Origin of the sequence: Brevundimonas sp. (assembly GCF_029946145.1) — a bacterium.
Classification (GTDB): domain Bacteria; phylum Pseudomonadota; class Alphaproteobacteria; order Caulobacterales; family Caulobacteraceae; genus Brevundimonas.
In genome coordinates, this window is the sequence record NZ_JAQSDY010000027.1 from 380519 (window position 1) to 397065 (window position 16547).

18 protein-coding genes are annotated in these 16547 nt (G+C 69.2%); 8 read left to right on the forward strand and 10 right to left on the reverse strand.

Features of this window, described 5'->3' with window-relative positions; all coding sequences use genetic code 11:
* Positions 1-62 precede the first annotated feature (62 nt).
* The gene (gene mdh, locus PSV23_RS13945) at positions 63-1025 is read left to right on the forward strand and encodes a malate dehydrogenase (protein WP_300470029.1); all 963 of its coding nucleotides are present in this window, start codon (positions 63-65) and stop codon (positions 1023-1025) included.
* Positions 1026-1074: 49 nt separating this feature from the next.
* Here the strand turns inward: mdh and PSV23_RS13950 are convergent, their stop codons facing one another.
* Positions 1075-1521: a lysozyme inhibitor LprI family protein gene (locus PSV23_RS13950; protein WP_300470031.1), complete on the reverse strand. Its 447-nt coding sequence runs from the start codon at positions 1519-1521 to the stop codon at positions 1075-1077.
* A 145-nt stretch (positions 1522-1666) separates the two neighbouring features.
* Between PSV23_RS13950 and PSV23_RS13955 the strand changes: the two genes are divergently transcribed.
* The gene (locus tag PSV23_RS13955; protein WP_300470033.1) at positions 1667-2548 is read left to right on the forward strand and encodes an AraC family transcriptional regulator; all 882 of its coding nucleotides are present in this window, start codon (positions 1667-1669) and stop codon (positions 2546-2548) included.
* Between the two features lie 9 nt (positions 2549-2557).
* Here the strand turns inward: PSV23_RS13955 and PSV23_RS13960 are convergent, their stop codons facing one another.
* Together PSV23_RS13960 and zapE are read right to left on the reverse strand one after the other, a co-directional pair.
* On the reverse strand, positions 2558-3082 hold the full coding sequence (locus PSV23_RS13960) for a YbjN domain-containing protein (RefSeq protein ID WP_300470035.1): 525 nt from the start codon (positions 3080-3082) through the stop codon (positions 2558-2560).
* 62 nt (positions 3083-3144) lie between these two features.
* Positions 3145-4257 carry a cell division protein ZapE gene (gene zapE, locus PSV23_RS13965; RefSeq protein WP_300470037.1) on the reverse strand — a complete coding sequence of 371 codons (1113 nt, stop codon included), beginning with the start codon at positions 4255-4257 and terminating at the stop codon, positions 3145-3147.
* 168 nt (positions 4258-4425) lie between these two features.
* Between zapE and PSV23_RS13970 the strand changes: the two genes are divergently transcribed.
* Both PSV23_RS13970 and rarD read left to right on the forward strand, forming a co-directional pair.
* Positions 4426-5472 (forward strand): aspartate-semialdehyde dehydrogenase, encoded by a 1047-nt coding sequence (locus PSV23_RS13970; RefSeq protein WP_300470039.1) that lies wholly within the window; start codon positions 4426-4428, stop codon positions 5470-5472.
* Positions 5473-5635: 163 nt separating this feature from the next.
* The gene (gene rarD, locus PSV23_RS13975) at positions 5636-6562 is read left to right on the forward strand and encodes an EamA family transporter RarD (protein WP_300470041.1); all 927 of its coding nucleotides are present in this window, start codon (positions 5636-5638) and stop codon (positions 6560-6562) included.
* Here the strand turns inward: rarD and PSV23_RS13980 are convergent.
* From PSV23_RS13980 to PSV23_RS13995, 4 genes are all read right to left on the reverse strand, one after another.
* Positions 6559-7695: a serine hydrolase domain-containing protein gene (locus PSV23_RS13980; protein ID WP_300470043.1), complete on the reverse strand. Its 1137-nt coding sequence runs from the start codon at positions 7693-7695 to the stop codon at positions 6559-6561. The genes rarD and PSV23_RS13980 overlap by 4 nt on opposite strands.
* A 31-nt stretch (positions 7696-7726) precedes the next feature.
* Positions 7727-8119, reverse strand: a complete 393-nt coding sequence (locus PSV23_RS13985; RefSeq protein WP_300470045.1) for a hypothetical protein — start codon at positions 8117-8119, stop codon at positions 7727-7729.
* Positions 8120-8129: 10 nt separating this feature from the next.
* Positions 8130-9764, reverse strand: a complete 1635-nt coding sequence (locus tag PSV23_RS13990; RefSeq protein ID WP_300470047.1) for a M28 family metallopeptidase — start codon at positions 9762-9764, stop codon at positions 8130-8132.
* A 163-nt stretch (positions 9765-9927) separates the two neighbouring features.
* Positions 9928-11166: a TIGR03862 family flavoprotein gene (locus PSV23_RS13995; RefSeq protein ID WP_300470049.1), complete on the reverse strand. Its 1239-nt coding sequence runs from the start codon at positions 11164-11166 to the stop codon at positions 9928-9930.
* A 252-nt stretch (positions 11167-11418) separates the two neighbouring features.
* Between PSV23_RS13995 and greA the strand changes: the two genes are divergently transcribed.
* Positions 11419-11895 (forward strand): transcription elongation factor GreA, encoded by a 477-nt coding sequence (gene greA, locus PSV23_RS14000; protein WP_300470051.1) that lies wholly within the window; start codon positions 11419-11421, stop codon positions 11893-11895.
* Between the two features lie 164 nt (positions 11896-12059).
* The gene (locus PSV23_RS14005; RefSeq protein WP_200943719.1) at positions 12060-12212 is read left to right on the forward strand and encodes a hypothetical protein; all 153 of its coding nucleotides are present in this window, start codon (positions 12060-12062) and stop codon (positions 12210-12212) included.
* Between the two features lie 97 nt (positions 12213-12309).
* On the opposite strand, the gene PSV23_RS14010 is transcribed toward PSV23_RS14005, so the two are convergent.
* The 3 genes from PSV23_RS14010 to PSV23_RS14020 all read right to left on the reverse strand — a co-directional run bounded on the left by PSV23_RS14010 (position 12310) and on the right by PSV23_RS14020 (position 14793).
* The gene (locus PSV23_RS14010; RefSeq protein ID WP_300470055.1) at positions 12310-13626 is read right to left on the reverse strand and encodes a terminase large subunit domain-containing protein; all 1317 of its coding nucleotides are present in this window, start codon (positions 13624-13626) and stop codon (positions 12310-12312) included.
* Positions 13627-13762: 136 nt separating this feature from the next.
* On the reverse strand, positions 13763-14368 hold the full coding sequence (locus PSV23_RS14015) for a hypothetical protein (RefSeq protein ID WP_300470057.1): 606 nt from the start codon (positions 14366-14368) through the stop codon (positions 13763-13765).
* A 131-nt stretch (positions 14369-14499) separates the two neighbouring features.
* Positions 14500-14793 carry a hypothetical protein gene (locus tag PSV23_RS14020; RefSeq protein ID WP_300470059.1) on the reverse strand — a complete coding sequence of 98 codons (294 nt, stop codon included), beginning with the start codon at positions 14791-14793 and terminating at the stop codon, positions 14500-14502.
* A 1118-nt stretch (positions 14794-15911) separates the two neighbouring features.
* Between PSV23_RS14020 and PSV23_RS14025 the strand changes: the two genes are divergently transcribed.
* Together PSV23_RS14025 and PSV23_RS17400 are read left to right on the forward strand one after the other, a co-directional pair.
* Entirely contained in the window at positions 15912-16157 is a 246-nt protein-coding gene (locus PSV23_RS14025) for a DUF1883 domain-containing protein (protein WP_300470465.1), read from the forward strand.
* Between the two features lie 46 nt (positions 16158-16203).
* Positions 16204-16494, forward strand: coding sequence for a DUF3892 domain-containing protein (locus PSV23_RS17400; RefSeq protein WP_366524246.1), 291 nt, complete (start codon positions 16204-16206; stop codon positions 16492-16494).
* Positions 16495-16547 lie beyond the last annotated feature (53 nt).

Here is a 16547-nt window from a genome sequence, read left to right on the forward strand (position 1 = left end):
CCTCACCCCCACACAGACCGGCCTCAAGTAGCGCGAAGCGCGATAGGCCCCAGGAGAACTATATGGCTCGCGCGAAGATCGCCCTTATCGGCGCCGGCATGATCGGCGGCACCCTGGCCCACGTGGCGGCGCGTGAAGCGCTGGGCGACGTCATCCTGTTCGACATCGCCGAGGGCACGCCCCAGGGCAAGGCGCTGGACATCGCCGAGGCCACCGCCGTCATCGGCTCGGACGTCTCGCTCAAGGGCGCCAACGACTACGCCGACATCGCGGGCGCCGACGTCTGCATCGTCACCGCCGGCGTGCCGCGCAAGCCGGGCATGAGCCGCGACGACCTGATCGGCATCAACCTCAAGGTCATGAAGGCCGTCGGCGAGGGCATCAAGGCCCACGCCCCCGACGCCTTCGTCATCTGCATCACCAACCCGCTGGACGCCATGGTCTGGGCCCTGCAGAAATTCTCGGGGCTCCCGAAGGAGAAGGTCGTCGGCATGGCCGGCGTGCTCGACTCGGCCCGCTTCGCGTATTTCCTCGCCGAGAAGACCGGCGTCTCGGTGCAGGACATCCACGCCTGGACCCTGGGCGGTCACGGCGACGACATGGTCCCCATGGTGCGCCACTCGACCGTCGGCGGCCTGCCCCTGCCCGACGCGGTCAAGGCCGGCTTCCTCAGCCAGGCTGAACTGGACGCCATCGTCGACCGCACCAGAAAAGGGGGAGGCGAAATCGTCGCCCTGCTGAAAACCGGTTCGGCCTTCTACGCCCCGGCCGAGAGCGCCATCGCCATGGCCCGCTCCTACCTGCTGGACCAGAAGCGCGTCCTGCCCTGCGCCGTCTGGCTGTCGGGCGAATACGGTCTGAAAGACCTCTACGTCGGCGTCCCCGCCCTGATCGGCGCGGGCGGCGTCGAGAAGGTGATCGAATTCACCACCAACGACGAGGAAAAGGCCATGTTCGCCAAATCGGTCGAGTCGGTGAACGGCCTGATCCAGGCCTGCAAGGATATCGACGGAAGTCTCGCTTAAGAGCGCTGCGCCTGAACGACAAAGGCCCCGGAGCGATCCGGGGCCTTTTTCATTCCTCGGGTTCTCCGGCCGCCTCTTCGGGGGCGGCCTCGACCATGAGCGGCTCGGGCTGATCCAGCAGTGCGGGACCGTCCTCCGGGACGAGGAAATACGTCCACAGATAGAGGGTCCGCTCCTGCGTCAGCTCGCTCCGGCAGTCCTGTTCGGCATAGCCGGACGCGTCCCGGGCCAGGCCGCAGGCCGCGTCGGCATAGGCTTCCCACTGCGTCTGGCTCTGCGTCAGGGCCGCGGCGAAGGCCTCGCTGGACCCGGATTTGCGGCCCTGAAGGGTCGCGCTCGCCGCCGCCAGATACCGGTCCATTCGCTCCGTCTCTGCGTTCAGTAACATTTCCCCGCAGGCGCGGACGTCCATCCCGTTCATGGGGTTGGCGCAGCGATTGGCGGGATCGTTATAGTCCTGACCGGAGAGCAGGGCGGCGATGAGGAGCGTGATCATCGTTCGACGCTAGCACGCCGAACGCGGGTTCTCGGACTTATTGCGTTGGCGGGGGCCGAAGCCGGCCCCTGTCCGAACCGCAAGATCGGTCGGGCGCGCGACGGCCGCACGCGCCATACCATGATCGCCACGACGGATGAGGACGATGACGACGGCGCTCGACCATTACCATGCCCGGATGCAGAGGGTGCTGGATCACATCGACCGGCATCTCGACGGCGATCTGGACCTGGACGCGGTGAGCAGCGTGGCGGCGTTTTCCAAATTCCACTTCCACCGACAGTTCAAGGCGACCTTCGGGGTGTCCCTGCATCGCTATGTCCAGCTGGCCCGCATGCGGCGGGCCTCGAAACAGCTGGCCGACGGTCAGGGGGAGAGCGTCACCGACATCGCCATGGACGCCGGCTACGAGACGCCCGACGCCTTCGCCCGCGCTTTTCGCCAAAGGTTTCGGCAGTCGCCGTCGAGTTTCCGGAAATCTCCCGACTGGGAGCCGTGGCTTCAGGCCTGCAGGCCTCTCAACATAGCCAGGAGCAGGATCATGCAGACGACCTTCACCCCCGATCAGGTGACCATCCGCGAGGTCGCCCCGACCCGAGTGGCGATATTCGAACACCGTGGCGATCCCGGGACCTTCGACGCCACCCTCCAGCGGTTCATCGCCTGGCGCAAAGCCGCCGGACTTTCGCCCAGGACCAATCCGACCTTCAACATCTGGTATTCCGAGCGGCGTCCCGCGGATCCCGCCGACTACAGCATGGATCTATGTGTCGGCGTCGCTCCCGATCAGCCGATCTACGCCGGGGACGAGATGGTCAAGGCCGGCGAAATCCCCGGCGGACGCTGCGCGGTGCTGCGCGTGACCGGCGACACCCACAATCTGGAGCCCGCCGCCCTCTTTCTGTACCGCGAATGGCTGCCGGCGAGCGGCGAAGAGATGCGCGACTTCCCCATCTACTGCCAGCGCTTCTTTCTGGACGCGCCGGATCAGGGCACGGCGGCGGAGCTGTTCTTGCCGCTGAAGTAAAGGTGAGCCCTATTGCACGGGCGGGGCGGCCGCCCCCGCCGCCTGCGCCAGACTCTGTGCGAACGTCCGCAACATCTGCAGCCAGATCACCGTCGGCTCCTGCAGCTGCTCCGTCCCCGTCGCGGTCAGCACCACGTCGTACTGGGCCACGGCCCCGGCCGCGTCCGGCGTGGCGCCGGGGATGAAGAAGGCCTTCAGATAGCGGTTGCCGCGGTTCCATTCATTGATCTGCTCGACCGTGATCGGCCCCGAGAAGACGGCGCTGTATTGCACGTCGTCGCACAGGCCCGCGCCGGCGCAGCTGTAGAAGGTCAGGGTCCACGGCAGCGGCTGATCCGCGATGGTCAGGGTCTGGGCCCCTTCGGTCGCCGTGGGCTCGGCCACCGAACCGCCCAGTTCGATCAGCCAGGCGCGGGCGTCGGCGACGGCGACCCCCTTGGTCGCGGCGGCCGGCGCGGCGGGCGCCGGGGTCTGGGCGAGGGCGGGCGAGGCGGCGCCGAGGGCGAGGACGGCGAACAGGACGGACAGACGCATGGGATATCTCCGGAACCGCCTGACCCTGGACGATGGGCCCGAGCGGAATTGTGGCGTGGACCTTACGCCGTTCTTTCGCGCGCCAGCCACTCCGCGCCCGACATTTCGTTGAGGCGCGACACCGTCCGTTCGAATTCGAACGCCCCGACGCCCCTGGGATACAAGGCCTCCGGCGCCGCCTCGGCCAGGGCCACCAGCCGCGTTCCCGCCTCGTAGAGCGCATCGATCAGGGTGACGAACCGCCTCGCCTCGTGATGATTGGCCGGGCCCAGCACCGGCACGTCCTCGACGAACAGGGTGTGAAACCGCTCGGCGACGGCCAGATAGTCCTGCGGCCCCAGCGCCGTCCCGCACAGCTGGCCGAAGGTCGCCCGCGCCAGCCCGCCGTCGGTGCGCTCTATGACCACCTCGCGGCCCGTGACCTTCAGATGCGCGGGGCATTCGTCCTGCTCGCCCTTGAGGTCCGACCACAGGGCTTCGAACGCCGCCCGCGCGTCGGCGTCGGCGGGGGTGAACCAGACCCGGTCGCCCATCAGCCGGTCCAGCCGCCAGTCCCGCGCGCCAGAGACGCTGACCACCGCGCATTTCTGTTCGATCAGTTCGATGAAGGGGACGAACAGTTCACGGTTGATCCCGTTCAGATACAGCTGGTCCGGCGCCCGGTTCGACGTCACCGCCAGCACCACATTCTGCTCGAACAGGGCCTCGAACAGCCGGCCCAGGATCAGGGCGTCGGCGATGTCGGTGACCTGCAGCTCGTCGAAACACAGCAGCCGCGCCTCGGACGCGATCAGCTCGGCCACCGGCTTGATCGGGTCGTCGCCTTTCGATTGTCCGAACACGGCCTTGCGCGCCCTGGCGTCGCCCTCGCGCCACTGCCGCATAAGGTCGTGCACCCGGGCCAGAAAGGCGTGGAAATGGGCCCGCTTCTTCCGCGGCTCGGGCACGCAGGCGTAAAAAAGATCCATAAGAATGGATTTGCCCCGCCCGGGCGGGCCCCACAGATAGACGCCCCGCACCTCCGTCTGGCCGAACAGCCCGCCCAGAGGCGCCTTCTTGCGCAGGTCTTTCTCCAGCCGCGACAGCGCCTCGACCACCGGAACCTGCGACGGATCGGGCGTCAGCCGCCCGTCGGCCAAACGACGGTCATAAGCTTTGCGTATGCGTGAGGGCATTGTTCTCGGGCTTAGCCGGGCCGGCCGTCGCTGAAAAGCGATTGCTTCGCGGCTGCGAAAGCCCACATAGGCAAACTACGTCCGGTCCGCCGGACATCCACACACCACCTGCCCTCAAGCAGCGAGCGACCGCGTCGCGAGCGTAGGGCGTCCGAAGGACCAACCAACATGGGCTATCGCGTCGCCGTCGTAGGCGCCACCGGCAATGTCGGCCGGGAAATGCTGAACATCCTCGAGGAGCTCAACTTCCCCGTCGAAAAAATGCACGCCGTCGCCTCGCGCAAGTCCAAGGGCGTGGAAGTCTCCTGGGGCGACAAGACGATCAAATGCGAGGACATCGAACTGTTCGATTTCTCGACCGTCGACCTGGTGCTGATGAGCGCCGGCGGCGACGCCTCGCGCGCCTGGTCCGAGAAGATCGGCGCGGCCGGCCCCATCGTCATCGACAACTCCTCCGCCTTCCGCATGGACCCGGACGTGCCGCTGATCGTGCCCGAGGTGAACCCGGACGCCATCAAGCTGGCGACGAGGAAGAACATCATCGCCAACCCCAACTGCTCGACCGCCCAGCTGGTCGTGGCCCTCAAGCCCCTGCATGACGCCGCGAAGATCAAACGCGCCGTGGTCTCGACCTATCAATCGGTCTCGGGCGCCGGCAAGGCGGGCATGGACGAGCTGTGGAACCAGACCAAGGCCATCTACGGCCTCGGCGACGCGCGTCCGAAACTGTTCCCCAAACAGATCGCCTTCAACGTCATCCCCTACATCGGCGCCTTCCTCGACGACGGCTATACCGACGAGGAAGCCAAGATGTGGAAGGAGACGCACAAGATCCTCGATCCCGACATCAAGCTGACCGTCACCTGCGTGCGCGTGCCCGTCTTCGTCGGCCACTCCGAGTCGGTGAACCTCGAGTTCGACCGTCCCATCTCGCCCGACGAGGCCCGCGCCATCCTGCGCGACGCCCCCGGGGTGATGGTCATCGATAAGCAGGAGCACGACGGCTACATCACCCCCGTCGACGCCGCCGGCGAACACGCCGTCTACGTCAGCCGCATCCGCAAGGATCCGACCGTCGAGAACGGCCTGTCGCTCTGGATCGTCTCCGACAACCTGCGCAAGGGCGCGGCCCTGAACGCCGTCCAGATCGCCCAGCTGCTGGACGAGACGGGGATCATCAAGCCCGCCTCGGGGTATCGCAGCATCACGGTCTGACCCCCCGCCACAGCAATTAACACCGTCATCCTCGGGCTTGTCCCGAGGACCCATCCATCCGCCGCACGAGCCGACGCCGGTTCACGCCTATCGCCGCCCATGCGCCTCCCCGCCATGGGTCCTCGGGACAAGCCCGAGGATGACGGTGTGAAAGGATCCGGGGATGACGCCGAACCCGTCCGCCACCCCCCGCGCCGCCCTGATCTCCGCCTTCGGCTGCTATGCCATCTGGGGCTTCATGCCCCTGCTGTTCATGGGTCAGGCGGCCGTCGGCTTCGACTCGTTCGAGATCCTCGCCCATCGCGCCCTGTGGGCCGTGGCGGTCGCCGGCTTGCTGGTCGTCCTCGCCGGCCAGGGCGGTCAGGTCCGGTCCGCCCTGACGAACCCGAAGACCCTCGGCTGGCTGACCCTCTCGACCCTGCTGATAGGGGTCAACTGGGGCCTCTATGTCTGGGCCACGACCCATGAGGCGACGCTGGAAGCCAGCCTCGGCTATTACATCAACCCGCTGCTCAACATGGTCGTGGGACTGTGGCTGTTCCGCGAGAAGATCGACAAATGGGGCTGGGCCGCCATCGGCCTCGCCGCCGTCGGCGTGCTGTTCCAGACCCTCGCCCTCGGCCGTCCGCCGTGGATTTCCCTCGTCCTCGCCTTCAGCTTCGCCAGCTACGGCGTCATCCGCAAACGCGTGCCCATCGACGCCCAGGCCGGCCTGCTTGTGGAGTGTCTTCTGCTGGTCCCGTTCGGTCTGGCCTGGGTGCTGTGGCTTCAGCACACCGGCGCGGGCGTGGCCTTCGACAATCCGGTCAACACGGCCTGGGCGCTGCTGAACGGCCCCGCCACCGTCCTGCCGCTGGCCCTGTTCGCCTGGTCGGCCCGTCGCCTGCCCCTGTCGACCCTCGGCTTCATCCAGTTCCTCGCCCCGACGCTGCAGTTCGCCGTCGGCGTCTGGGCGGGCGAGGCCCTGACGCCCCTGCGGGTGATCAGCTTCGCCTTCATCTGGGGCGGGGCCGCCGTCTTCGCGGTCGCCGCCTTCTTCCGCCACAGGGCCGCGCGCGCGGCGCTGAAACGGTCGGCCGAACCCGCCTAGAGACCCTCGTACAGCGCCCCGATCAATCGTTGCGCCCGGGGGTCGCCGATCAGATGCGGCGACTGGCGCGTCATCACATAGGCCCCCGACATCCCGGCGTCGGGATCGGCGAAGGCGCAGCTCCCGCCCCAGCCGCAATGGCCGACCGCCGTCGGATTGGGACCGAAGATGTGCAGGCCCTCGTTGCGCATCAGCCCCGCCGCCCAGCTGACGTCGAACGGCACGACCCTGTCGCGGCCATGGATCCGCTCGCGCAACATTTCGGCCCGCACCCCGGGGGACAGCACGGTCCGGCCCTCCAGCGCCCCGCCGTTGGCCAGCACCCCCATGATCCGCGCCAGATCCAGCGCGGTCCCGTGCAGATTGGCCGAGGGCATCTCCATCATCCGCCATTCCGCCGAGCCGCGTCCGCCGGGGGCCGAGCCGGTATCGAGGAAGGCGGCGCGCTTGACCGCATCGATGACGCCCAGGTCCGGCGCCGCCGTCGGCTTCTTCATCTGGGCCACGCGGCCATGCTCGCCCTCGGGCAGGCCGATCCACAGGTCCAGGCCGGGGAAATCCTCGCGCAGCGCCGTCCCCATGCTCCGCCCGTCAACGATCCGGAACAGCTCGCCGGCCAGCAGGCCGATGGTGATCGGGTGATAGCCTGACGCCGTCCCCGGCGCCCACATCGGCGCCTGCTCGCACAACCGCGCCAGCGCCGCCTCGCGGTCGAACCAGATGGCCGGATCCACGCTCTCCGAGAATCCCGGCAGTCCGGCCTGATGGCTCATCATCTGCCCGACCGTGATCTGCGCCTTGCCCGCCTGTCCGAACGCCGGCCAGTACTCCGAAACCGGCCGCTCATAGTCCAGCAGCCCCCGCTCGACGCAGGTCGCGATCAGCAACGACATCACCGCCTTGCCGGTGGAGAACACCGGGGTCAGCGTCTGCTCATCGAACGGCCGCGTCCGCGCCGCATCGGCCCACCCCCCCCACAGATCGACGACCGTTTCGCCGCCGATGCAGACGCTGAACCGGGCCGCCTGCTCGTTCAGCCCTTCCGGCGCGTCGGTGAAATTTGCCGCGAAGGCGTTCCTCACGGCGGCGAAACGGGGCGGGCAGAGGCCGTGGATGTCGGGGAGGCTGGTCATGGGGAGGTCCTAGACAACCCGTCGCTGGCCGTCACCCCTTGCGCGATCCGGGCGTGAGCGGATCGCGGAAGGGCTCTGCTGGAAACAGATTGGCGTGCGGCAGTTCAACCGCCTGTGGCAGCAGTTCGTCGAAGCTGTCCTCGTCAAAGCGGCTGCCGCCGAAACGCACGGCGGCTCCATGCGGAATCTCGATCGCCAGAACGAGATCGGGCGCCTGGAGAACCGCGAGGATCCGCGCGGTCACCTCATCGATCGACAGATCCGTGCGCACGAAGATCCCTCCCTGCCCGCCGTGCCACGCCAGGCCGAGGCTGAACGCTTCGGAAAGCGCCGCCTGGACCCGTTCGGCCCGGTCAGAGTCAGCTCTCTCTCGCCCGAGGGTCTCGTTGGTTCCCAGACCGAACGACAGGAGGTACAGGCCCATTGAAACGCCCCTACTGCCGCCGCCCCGCCGACGCCTGCCGCGCCGCCTCGAACTCCGCCCCCGGGTTCCACTCCGGCCAGTCGCCGCTGTCGGCCAGATCGCGGCCCACGGCGTACAGCAGGTCGATGTCCACCGCGGCGGCGTCCATCACCCAGTCGCTGGTCCATTCGTCCGACGGCTTGTGATAGCGGTTCGCCACATAGTCCCGGCTGGCCGCGTTGTGCCCGGTGAACCCCGCCGCCCCGAACAGGGCCGGCACGCCCATCTTCGCCAGCGGGAAATGGTCCGAGCGATAGAAGCCCCCCGCCTGGGGCGCCGGGTCGGGGATCAGCACCCGCCCCTGTTCCGTCGCCCGCCGCTCCAGCCACGTATCCGTCTGGCTCTTGCCCGCCCCCATGACCACGATCTGCGGCGAGATCTCGGTCCCGGGCAGGAAGGAATCCATGTTGATATTGGCGACCGTCGTCTCCAGCGGCCACACCGGATTGGCGGCGTAGTATTCGGCCCCCAGCAGCCCCGCCTCCTCGGCCGTCCAGGCCGCGAACACCACCGACCGTTTCGGCGCCTCGCCCGCCTTGAACAGCCGCGCCAGTTCGATCAGCCCGGCCACGCCCGTCGCATTGTCGACCGCGCCATTATAGATGTCGTCGTCCCCCACCGGCGTCGCCCGGCCGAAGGCGTCCCAGTGGGCGCCGTACAGCACCGTCTCTTCCGGATGCTCCGAGCCCGGGATGCGGGCCAGCACATTGCGGCTCTCGATCCGGTCGGCGGTCTGGCCGAAGTCGATCGACATCGTCACGCCTTCCAGCGTCACCGGCGAGAATTCCGGCGTCCGCGCCGCCTCGCGCAGGGCGGCGTAGTCGAGGCCCGCGTCCACGAACATCTGCTCGGCGACCGGCCCCTGGATCCAGCCCTGGGCCGGGACCCGTTCGGCCTCCGGATCGGCGCGGACGATGTCGAATTTCGGGGCCGTCGACGACCCCTCCAGCACGCTCCAGCCATAGCCGGCGCCCGCCGTGTCGTGGATCACCAGCACCGCCGCCGCCCCCTGCCGCGCCGCCTCCTGGAATTTGTAGGTCCAGCGGCCGTAGAAGGTCATCGCATTGCCGTCGAACCTGCCGGCCACGGGATGCCCCTCCGGCGCGCCGAAGTCCGGATCATTGACGATGACCAGCAGGACCTTGCCCTTCAGATCCATGCCCTTGAAATCGTTCCAGCTCCGTTCGGGCGCGTCGACGCCATAGCCGGCGAAGACCACCGGCGCGTCAGTGACCGTGATCCGGCTCACCGGCCGGTCGCTGGACACCAGCACGTCCGGTCCCCGCTCCAGCGCCCGCGTCGCGCCGCCGCTCGAGACCGTGATCGTCGCCGGTCCGTCCTGCCGCGTCCGCCCCAGCTGCGCCGCCTGCACCCAGGACCCGTCCGGCCCGCCCGGCTCCAGCCCCAGGGCCTGGAACTGGCCGACGACATAGTCGACCGTCTTCTGCTCGCCCGGCGTCGCCACCCCGCGCCCCTCGAATTCGTCTGAGGCCAGCACCCGCACATGTTCGTTCAGCCGCGCGCCCTCGGCCTGTTGGGCGAGGGCGGGGCTGGCGGCTGTCAACAGGATCGTCGAGGCGAGGAGGGTCAAACGAAGGCGACGCATGGTCAGGGCTCCACTTTTTAATCCGCTCATCCCGGCGGAAGCCGGGACCCGGTTCTTTGGACCAGCCGGCCGTGCAGGACCAGCCCCGACCGTCGTCCAGCACACAGCCCCACAAAAGGACCGGGTCGCGGCTTCCGCCGGGATGAGCGGAAAACGGTGCGCATCATTGAGCGGGCGACACACCCGCCAGCCACCTCACCACGCCATCCGCTGCAACCACGCCCGACGCCATCGACGCCTGCAGCAGATAGCCGCCCGTCGGCGCCTCCCAGTCCAGCATCTCGCCCGCCGCGAACACGCCCGGCGCCGCCTTCAGCATCAGCCCCTCGTCGACCTGGTCCAGCCGCACCCCGCCCGCCGAAGAGATCGCCCGCGCCAGCCCCTGCACCCCCGTCAGCGTCAGCCGCACCGCCTTGATCCGCTTCGCCAGCTTGTCCGACCCGGCCGGCAGTTCGCCCGGGATCTCCCGCAGCAGCCCGACCGCCGGCGCGGACAGCCCGCCGGCCTTCCTCAGCCAGTTGGTCACGCTGTCCTTGCCGCGCGGTTTCGCCAGCCGCCCCGCCAGCGCCTCGACCGACAGGTCGGGCCGCAGATCCACGGTCAGCACCGCCGAGCCGTCCCGCTCGATCGCGTCCCTCAGCCCCGCCGACAACGCATAGACCGCCCCGCCCTCGATCCCGTAGCGCGTCAGCATCGCCTCGCCGCGCACCGTCTGGTCCCCGAAGGTCATCGCCACCGGTTTCAATGGTTGACCGGCGAACCGATCGGCGAACACCTCCGACCAGGCCACGTCAAAGCCGACGTTCGAGGGCCGGAACGGCGCGACCTCCACGCCCTCCAGCATCGCCGCCCACGCCCCGTCCGAGCCCAGCCGCGGCCAGCTGGCCCCGCCCATGGCCAGCACCACCGCGTCCGGCCGCTCCACCCGCTCGCCCTCCGGCGTCTGGAACACCCAGCCGCCGTCCCGCCCGTCATCCCCGCGAAGGCGGGGACCGACCCAGCGCGACCGCGTCCGCACCTCCACCCCCAGACCGCTCAACCGCCCCAGCCACGCCCGCAGCAGGGGCGAGGCCTTCATCGCCCGCGGAAACACACGCCCCGACGAGCCCGTGAACGTCGCCTGTCCCAGCCCTTCGGCCCAGCCGATCAGATGCGTCGGCGAAAACCGCTCCAGCCATGCCGCGACCGTCGCGCCCGCCGCGCCATAGCGACCGACGAACCCCTCCATCCCCTCCGAATGCGTCAGGTTCAGCCCGCCCCGCCCGGCCATCAGGAATTTTCGCGCCACGGACGGCATGGCCTCATGCACCACCACGCCCAGTCCCGCCTGCGCCAGCCGTTCGGCCGCCATCAGCCCGGCCGGCCCGGCCCCGATCACATGCACGGTCTTCACGTCGTTCATCGGGCAGCCAGTACCCTGTTCCAGCAGCCCCGGCGACCTGCACTCTCTCCTGTCGTCATCCCGGGGCGCGCAGCGACCCCGGGACCCAGCGGCGCGCGCGAGCGCGAACCTGTCGAGGACAGCCCTGCTCGACCCATCGAGCCCGAACAGATCGCCTTCGGCGCCGCTGGGTCCCGGCCTCCGCCGGGATGACGACAGGGACGCTAAAAAGCCTGTCCGGGAACGGCTGCATCGCGCATACGCTCATCCCCCATGAGCGTCGCCTTTACCCGCGAGGAGGATCTGGAGGCCACGGCCGCCGATCTTCCCGACCGTCCGATCTCCCCGCACCCGAACCTGGTCACGCCCCCGGGCCTGGCCGCGATCGAGGCCGCCCTGGCCTCGGCCCGCGCCGCCTACTCCGCCGCCCAGGCCCACGGCTCCATCGAGGCCGACCGCACCGCCATGGCCCGCGCCACCCGCGACCTGCGCTACTGGTCCGCCCGCAGAGCCACGGCCCAGCTGGTCGAGACCGAGGCCGACGGCCGCGTCCGCTTCGGCGGCTCGGTCACGATCGAACGTGAGGACGGCCGGGCCCGGACCTGGCGCATCACCGGCGAGGATGAGGCCGATCCCGCCGCCGGTTCCGTCAGCCATGTCTCCCCCCTCGCCGTCGCCCTGATCGGCAAGACCGTGGGCGACCAGGCCGTCGTCGCCGGCCAGACAGTGGAGATCGTCGCCGTCGATTGACCGTCAATGGTTGCCCCGGCCCTCCGCTTGCCCCACCTTGGGGAACACAAGGCGCTCCCGCGACGCTTCCTGCGCTCAAGCAGCGCGAAGCGCGGCAACGTCAACATCCCCGCGCTCAAGCAGCGCGAAGCGCGTTAGCGCCAAAAAGAGAGAAAGAGCCGCCCATGGCCCGCAAGCCCAACTACAGTTTCGAGCGTCAGGAACGCGACCGCGCCGACGCCAAGAAGGCCGCCGAGAAGGCCGCCGCCAAGGCCGAAAAGAAAGCCGCCGCCGCCGCCCGCAAGGAAGCCGGCCTTCCGCCGCTCGAGGAAGACTAGGGGCCACGGTCCCCCCTCTCTCCCGTCCAACCCGCTCGCGGGGATGAGCGGTATTCAGGTTGACCCCCACGGTCCGGCCCGTCCGCGCCCCCTCACGTCACAGCCAGCGCACCCTCGGCCCCCGCCCGCCCGGCGCCGGCATCAGCTGGGTCACCGCCCAGACCAGCGCATCCGCCCGGTCGGGACTGCGCCCGCCCACATCCTCGCTGCCCAGCCCCATCAGCTCCTCCTCCAGCGCCTCCAGCCCCGGCGCATGAACAACCCGTCCCTGCTCATACAGCGCCGCCACCGGCTCGGCCCGCGCGACCTTGCCGACCGAGGCGTGCACCCGCCGGATCGGAACCGACAGGCCCGAGGCCTTCAGCACCGCCAGCGCCATCGCCCCGCCGTTGTTGCTCTCGACCACCACCTGTCCGGCCCCGTGCGCCTCGACCGCCCGCCGCACCCGGTCGGCCCAGCCCTCGGGCGACAGCCCCCGCGCCGTCCAGTCCGCCAGCACCGCGACCCGGTCCCCGCGCCGCCCCGCGACCACGATCCCGCACGCATCCCGCGCCCTTCCCGACAGCGTCCCCGCCGGCGGATCGACGGCGACGACGATGCGGTCGAAGGGCGGCAATTCCCCCTCCGCGCTCAAGTAGCCCGAAGGGCGGTAGCGCCCTTCAAACAAGCTTTTCGCTCTCGCGATCTCCGCGAGAGTGAAAAGCGCCCCCTCATCCTCCAGCACCCGCCCGTCCAGCTCCTGCGCCGCCCGTCGCGTGCCGCCGTACAGCCCCTGCATCGCCGCCAGAAACCCCGGCGCCAGATGCGCCTCATTGGCCGCCGTCGGCGCATGGGTCCGCGCGCACCCGTCCTCGGCCAGCACCCCGCGCAACACCCGCCCCGGCCTGGGCGTAGACGTCAGCACAAGTCTGGGGGCGCTAACGCTCGCGACGCGGTCGCTCGCTGCCTGGGCGCCCGGAGACAGCCTGAGCCCCAATCTCAGCATCGCCAGCGTCTCCTCACACCGCCCCCAGGCGCAGAACTCATCCCCCCAGGCCGCATGGAACTGCGGCCCGCGCAGCCGTTCCGGCTCCTCGGCCGAGAACAGCAGCCCCACGGCCCCGCCCGGAAACCTCACCTGCCGCAGCGACGAGGCGAACGTCGCCCCCGTCCGGAACGGCAGGTTCAGCACCCCCGACGGCCCCTCGACCATCACCGTCCGCGCATCCCGGATCGTCGGCGCCACCAGCGCGATCCGCCCGCCCTTCCCCAGCGCCTGCGCCGTCTCCCACACCCACTCCGCCCCCGCCCGCGTCTTCCCCGCCCCACGCCCGCCGAGGAAGACCCAAGTGCGCCACGGGCCGATGGGCGGCCGCTGGCCCGCGTGCGCCACCGACCACCACTGGCACTGCGCCAGCACGTCCGCCGAGAGCACATAACGCGTATCTCCCTCCCCCTTGTGGGGAGGGATGTCGGCGCAAAGCGACGACAGGGTGGGGTGTGTCAGCCGTTCCCCACCCGGTCGCTCCGCGACCCCCCTCCCCACTTCGGGGGAGGGAGAAGCGCTGTCCTCACCCACCCGTCTCCTCCCTGTCGCGAAGCGACGGGGTCGAGGAACGGTCGGCGGAACCGACTGGACGAGCGGACCCCGAAGGGGTGGAGGGGTAATCCCGCACCGCCTCCCTTCGCAAGAAATCCAGCGCCGCCACCCGTCCCGGTTCCGTCGCATCCCCGCCGCCGTCCCCCACGGCCCCGCGCGCCAGCCGTTCCAGCGTCCCCGCCAGCCGCGCATGGGCATAGGCCCCCGCCGCCTGCCCGTCCCGCAGCAGGGCGATCGCCGTCGTCGCCGCCGCCCGCGCCGCCTCCCCCAGCGAGGCGTCCGCCGCCAGGGCCCGGCACGCCGCATCCGGCCCCGGAACCCCATCCTCGGCCCCCAGCGCCCGCACGGCCGCATCCGCCTCGACCGGCGTCAGCCCCGTCGCGGGCGGCGTCCTGTCGTCCTTGCGCAGCCAGCCCGCCTCGCGCGCGTGGGTGTAGAGGGTCCGCTCGGTCCCGCCGTAGGCCCGGACCAGCGCCTTGGCCGTGGCCCCGGCCTGGTACAGCCGCCGGATTTCATCCCACTCCGCCGCGCCGCGCCGGCAATGGGGTTGTCTGAGTATGGGGGTCGCTTGGGTCATGCCCGCATTATCGGGCCGCCCGTTCCTGCGGCTGGCAAATCGCCGCGAGAATCCGCCAGGGCCTTGAGACGGCGCGTCTTCTTCCGCTGAACCCGACTATAGATCGGTCGGATTGTCAGCAGAGCGCTCCTTCACGCCCCCGCCCCCTCCAGCACCCCCAGCACCTCGCCGAACAGCCCCTGCGCCTCCCGGTCCGCCAGCGCCTCGAAGTCGACCCCGGCCGTCATCCGCTCCAGCCGCCGCACCACCTCGCCGCAGTCCGCCCGCGCCCCCGGCGCCTCGTCCATCACCCATTCGGCGATGGCGGCGATGCTCTGCAGCGCCTCCTGGTCGGTCATCCGCCCGCCCTCCAGCCCCGCCACGGCCGCAATCTCCCCGATCTCGCGCAGGGCCCGGCGGCAGGTCTGTGGATCACGCAGTCCCATCCCCGCCGAACGCCTTGGGCTCACGCCGGTTCACCCCCACGCTTCCCTTCTCCCCTTGCGGGAGAAGGTGGCCCGAAGGGCCGGATGAGGGGGCTCCATCCCCCGCACCGGCGCGTCCCCCGCTACCAATCCCCCTCCAACAAGTCGGCGCGCCCCGCGCGCCCGACCCGCCCAGCCCCGGTCGCCCGACCCGGCGCGGGTCAAGGACAGGCCGTCCCGGCCTGCCGCGCGAGCGGCGCGCAGCGTCCTTGAGGCGCGCCGGGGCGGGTGGCGCTCCGTGCGGTTCTTCCCATGCAATGCGGCGGGCTTACGACGCGGTGAAGGGGTGGTCGCGCCCCGCCGCTGAGCCCCGACCGGCGTCGTCGCCATGGCCCCAGCGCTGATCTGGCCGGGCTAGGTCGGAGCGGGCGGTAGTTCGATGACTGTCTCAAGGCCCTCCGAACAAGCGCTTGTTCTCGCTATGCCCCTCCAACCGTGCGCGAGAGGCCGGTTGAGCCCGCCGAGACACTGAAAACTGGAACAACCGTAGAACGAATCGAGAATCTAGAGTCGCGCGAATTCAGGACACACTAGCTCGTCGAGAATTTCCTGATTTGGCCGAGCGATCTACCCCAAAGACACCACTAATATGGGGATAAGTGCCTTCTAGCACGATATATAGGGCCGCGGGCCTTGCGAGACTCGGAATCAGCCTTCACCGTTCACCCTGCCAGTGCATGGGCGTTCTGCACGCATGTTGGAGAATTGGGATGGCCAAAGCATCGCCCCCCAAGGGTCCGCACCGTTCGGCCTCATCGGGCCGGTACGTCACCACGGGGACCGCTGTGCGGAACCCGCGTGGCACGGTGTCGGAACCGCCGAAGCGGAAATAGCCGAAAGGCTTAAGGGCCCAGCAGACCAGCGTGATGCCGTCTAGCTGATGCACAAGAGGGGGAGGTCGGCCCATAGTTTGGACGACCTGGAACCGATCTCTCCCCTCCCCGCCACCAAAAGCTCTCGCCCTAGCGACGGACGCACTTTTATCGGCGACTGAGTCGATAGCAAGGCGCGCTCTGCCGCGGGTCCGCGAAGGCTGTTCGTGCCTTTGTTAGCAACCCTGTGGAGAGACCTTCCTGTCCATTCATTCCCGAGAATATCTGAACGGCGGCGACGTTGTCGTCGTCAACTGCACCCACCAGTCCAACGTGCTGGTGATGGATGATTCCAATCTCGCCGCGTACCAGCGTGGAGCATCCGCCCGCTACTACGGCGGGTTCTACAAGCGCCTGCCCGCGCGGATTCCTGTGCCTCACTCCGGCAACTGGAACATCCTCCTCGAAGCTCCCGGCGGCGCTCGCTACGGCATGAGTGTTATCCGCAACTGACTTATCCACACAGCGGCCTGTTGTTGCGGGCCAGAAAGAGATGAAGATGGCTCAGCGCCATGAAGTGACGTGCGTTGTCCCGGACGGATCGGATCCCGACCGGAGGATCGATCAAATCGGCGGCAAGGTAGGGTCCGCAAACGGAGGACCGTGGTCGCTCCAACTCGATAGGGCCATCGCGGGTATCGAGAACGGAACATGGGCGTTCTGGACGCAAGGCGGAGGCAAGGCGGCAAACGTCATAGTCGCGGTGCGTCCAAGTGGCCGGAAATACCTCAAGACCGAAGCCGATGGGATTGAGCCAAATAACCTGTTGGCTCTGCCGAAGTGCGCGTAACCGAGGAGCCCGGATCGAAGCGATCCGGGCTTTCTCGTTCCGGCAGCCAAACG

Coding starts and splice junctions, on each gene's coding strand:
- PSV23_RS13970 (WP_300470039.1), top strand. CDS start 4,426: ATGGGCTATCGCGTCGCCGTCGTAGGCGCCACCGGCAATGTCGGCCGG.
- PSV23_RS13995 (WP_300470049.1), bottom strand. CDS start 11,166: ATGAACGACGTGAAGACCGTGCATGTGATCGGGGCCGGGCCGGCCGGG.
- PSV23_RS14020 (WP_300470059.1), bottom strand. CDS start 14,793: ATGGGACTGCGTGATCCACAGACCTGCCGCCGGGCCCTGCGCGAGATC.
- mdh (WP_300470029.1), top strand. CDS start 63: ATGGCTCGCGCGAAGATCGCCCTTATCGGCGCCGGCATGATCGGCGGC.
- PSV23_RS13960 (WP_300470035.1), bottom strand. CDS start 3,082: ATGCGTCTGTCCGTCCTGTTCGCCGTCCTCGCCCTCGGCGCCGCCTCG.
- rarD (WP_300470041.1), top strand. CDS start 5,636: ATGACGCCGAACCCGTCCGCCACCCCCCGCGCCGCCCTGATCTCCGCC.
- PSV23_RS13985 (WP_300470045.1), bottom strand. CDS start 8,119: ATGGGCCTGTACCTCCTGTCGTTCGGTCTGGGAACCAACGAGACCCTC.
- PSV23_RS14015 (WP_300470057.1), bottom strand. CDS start 14,368: ATGACCCAAGCGACCCCCATACTCAGACAACCCCATTGCCGGCGCGGC.
- PSV23_RS13980 (WP_300470043.1), bottom strand. CDS start 7,695: ATGACCAGCCTCCCCGACATCCACGGCCTCTGCCCGCCCCGTTTCGCC.
- PSV23_RS13990 (WP_300470047.1), bottom strand. CDS start 9,764: ATGCGTCGCCTTCGTTTGACCCTCCTCGCCTCGACGATCCTGTTGACA.
- zapE (WP_300470037.1), bottom strand. CDS start 4,257: ATGCCCTCACGCATACGCAAAGCTTATGACCGTCGTTTGGCCGACGGG.
- greA (WP_300470051.1), top strand. CDS start 11,419: ATGAGCGTCGCCTTTACCCGCGAGGAGGATCTGGAGGCCACGGCCGCC.
- PSV23_RS17400 (WP_366524246.1), top strand. CDS start 16,204: ATGGCTCAGCGCCATGAAGTGACGTGCGTTGTCCCGGACGGATCGGAT.
- PSV23_RS14005 (WP_200943719.1), top strand. CDS start 12,060: ATGGCCCGCAAGCCCAACTACAGTTTCGAGCGTCAGGAACGCGACCGC.
- PSV23_RS13950 (WP_300470031.1), bottom strand. CDS start 1,521: ATGATCACGCTCCTCATCGCCGCCCTGCTCTCCGGTCAGGACTATAAC.
- PSV23_RS13955 (WP_300470033.1), top strand. CDS start 1,667: ATGACGACGGCGCTCGACCATTACCATGCCCGGATGCAGAGGGTGCTG.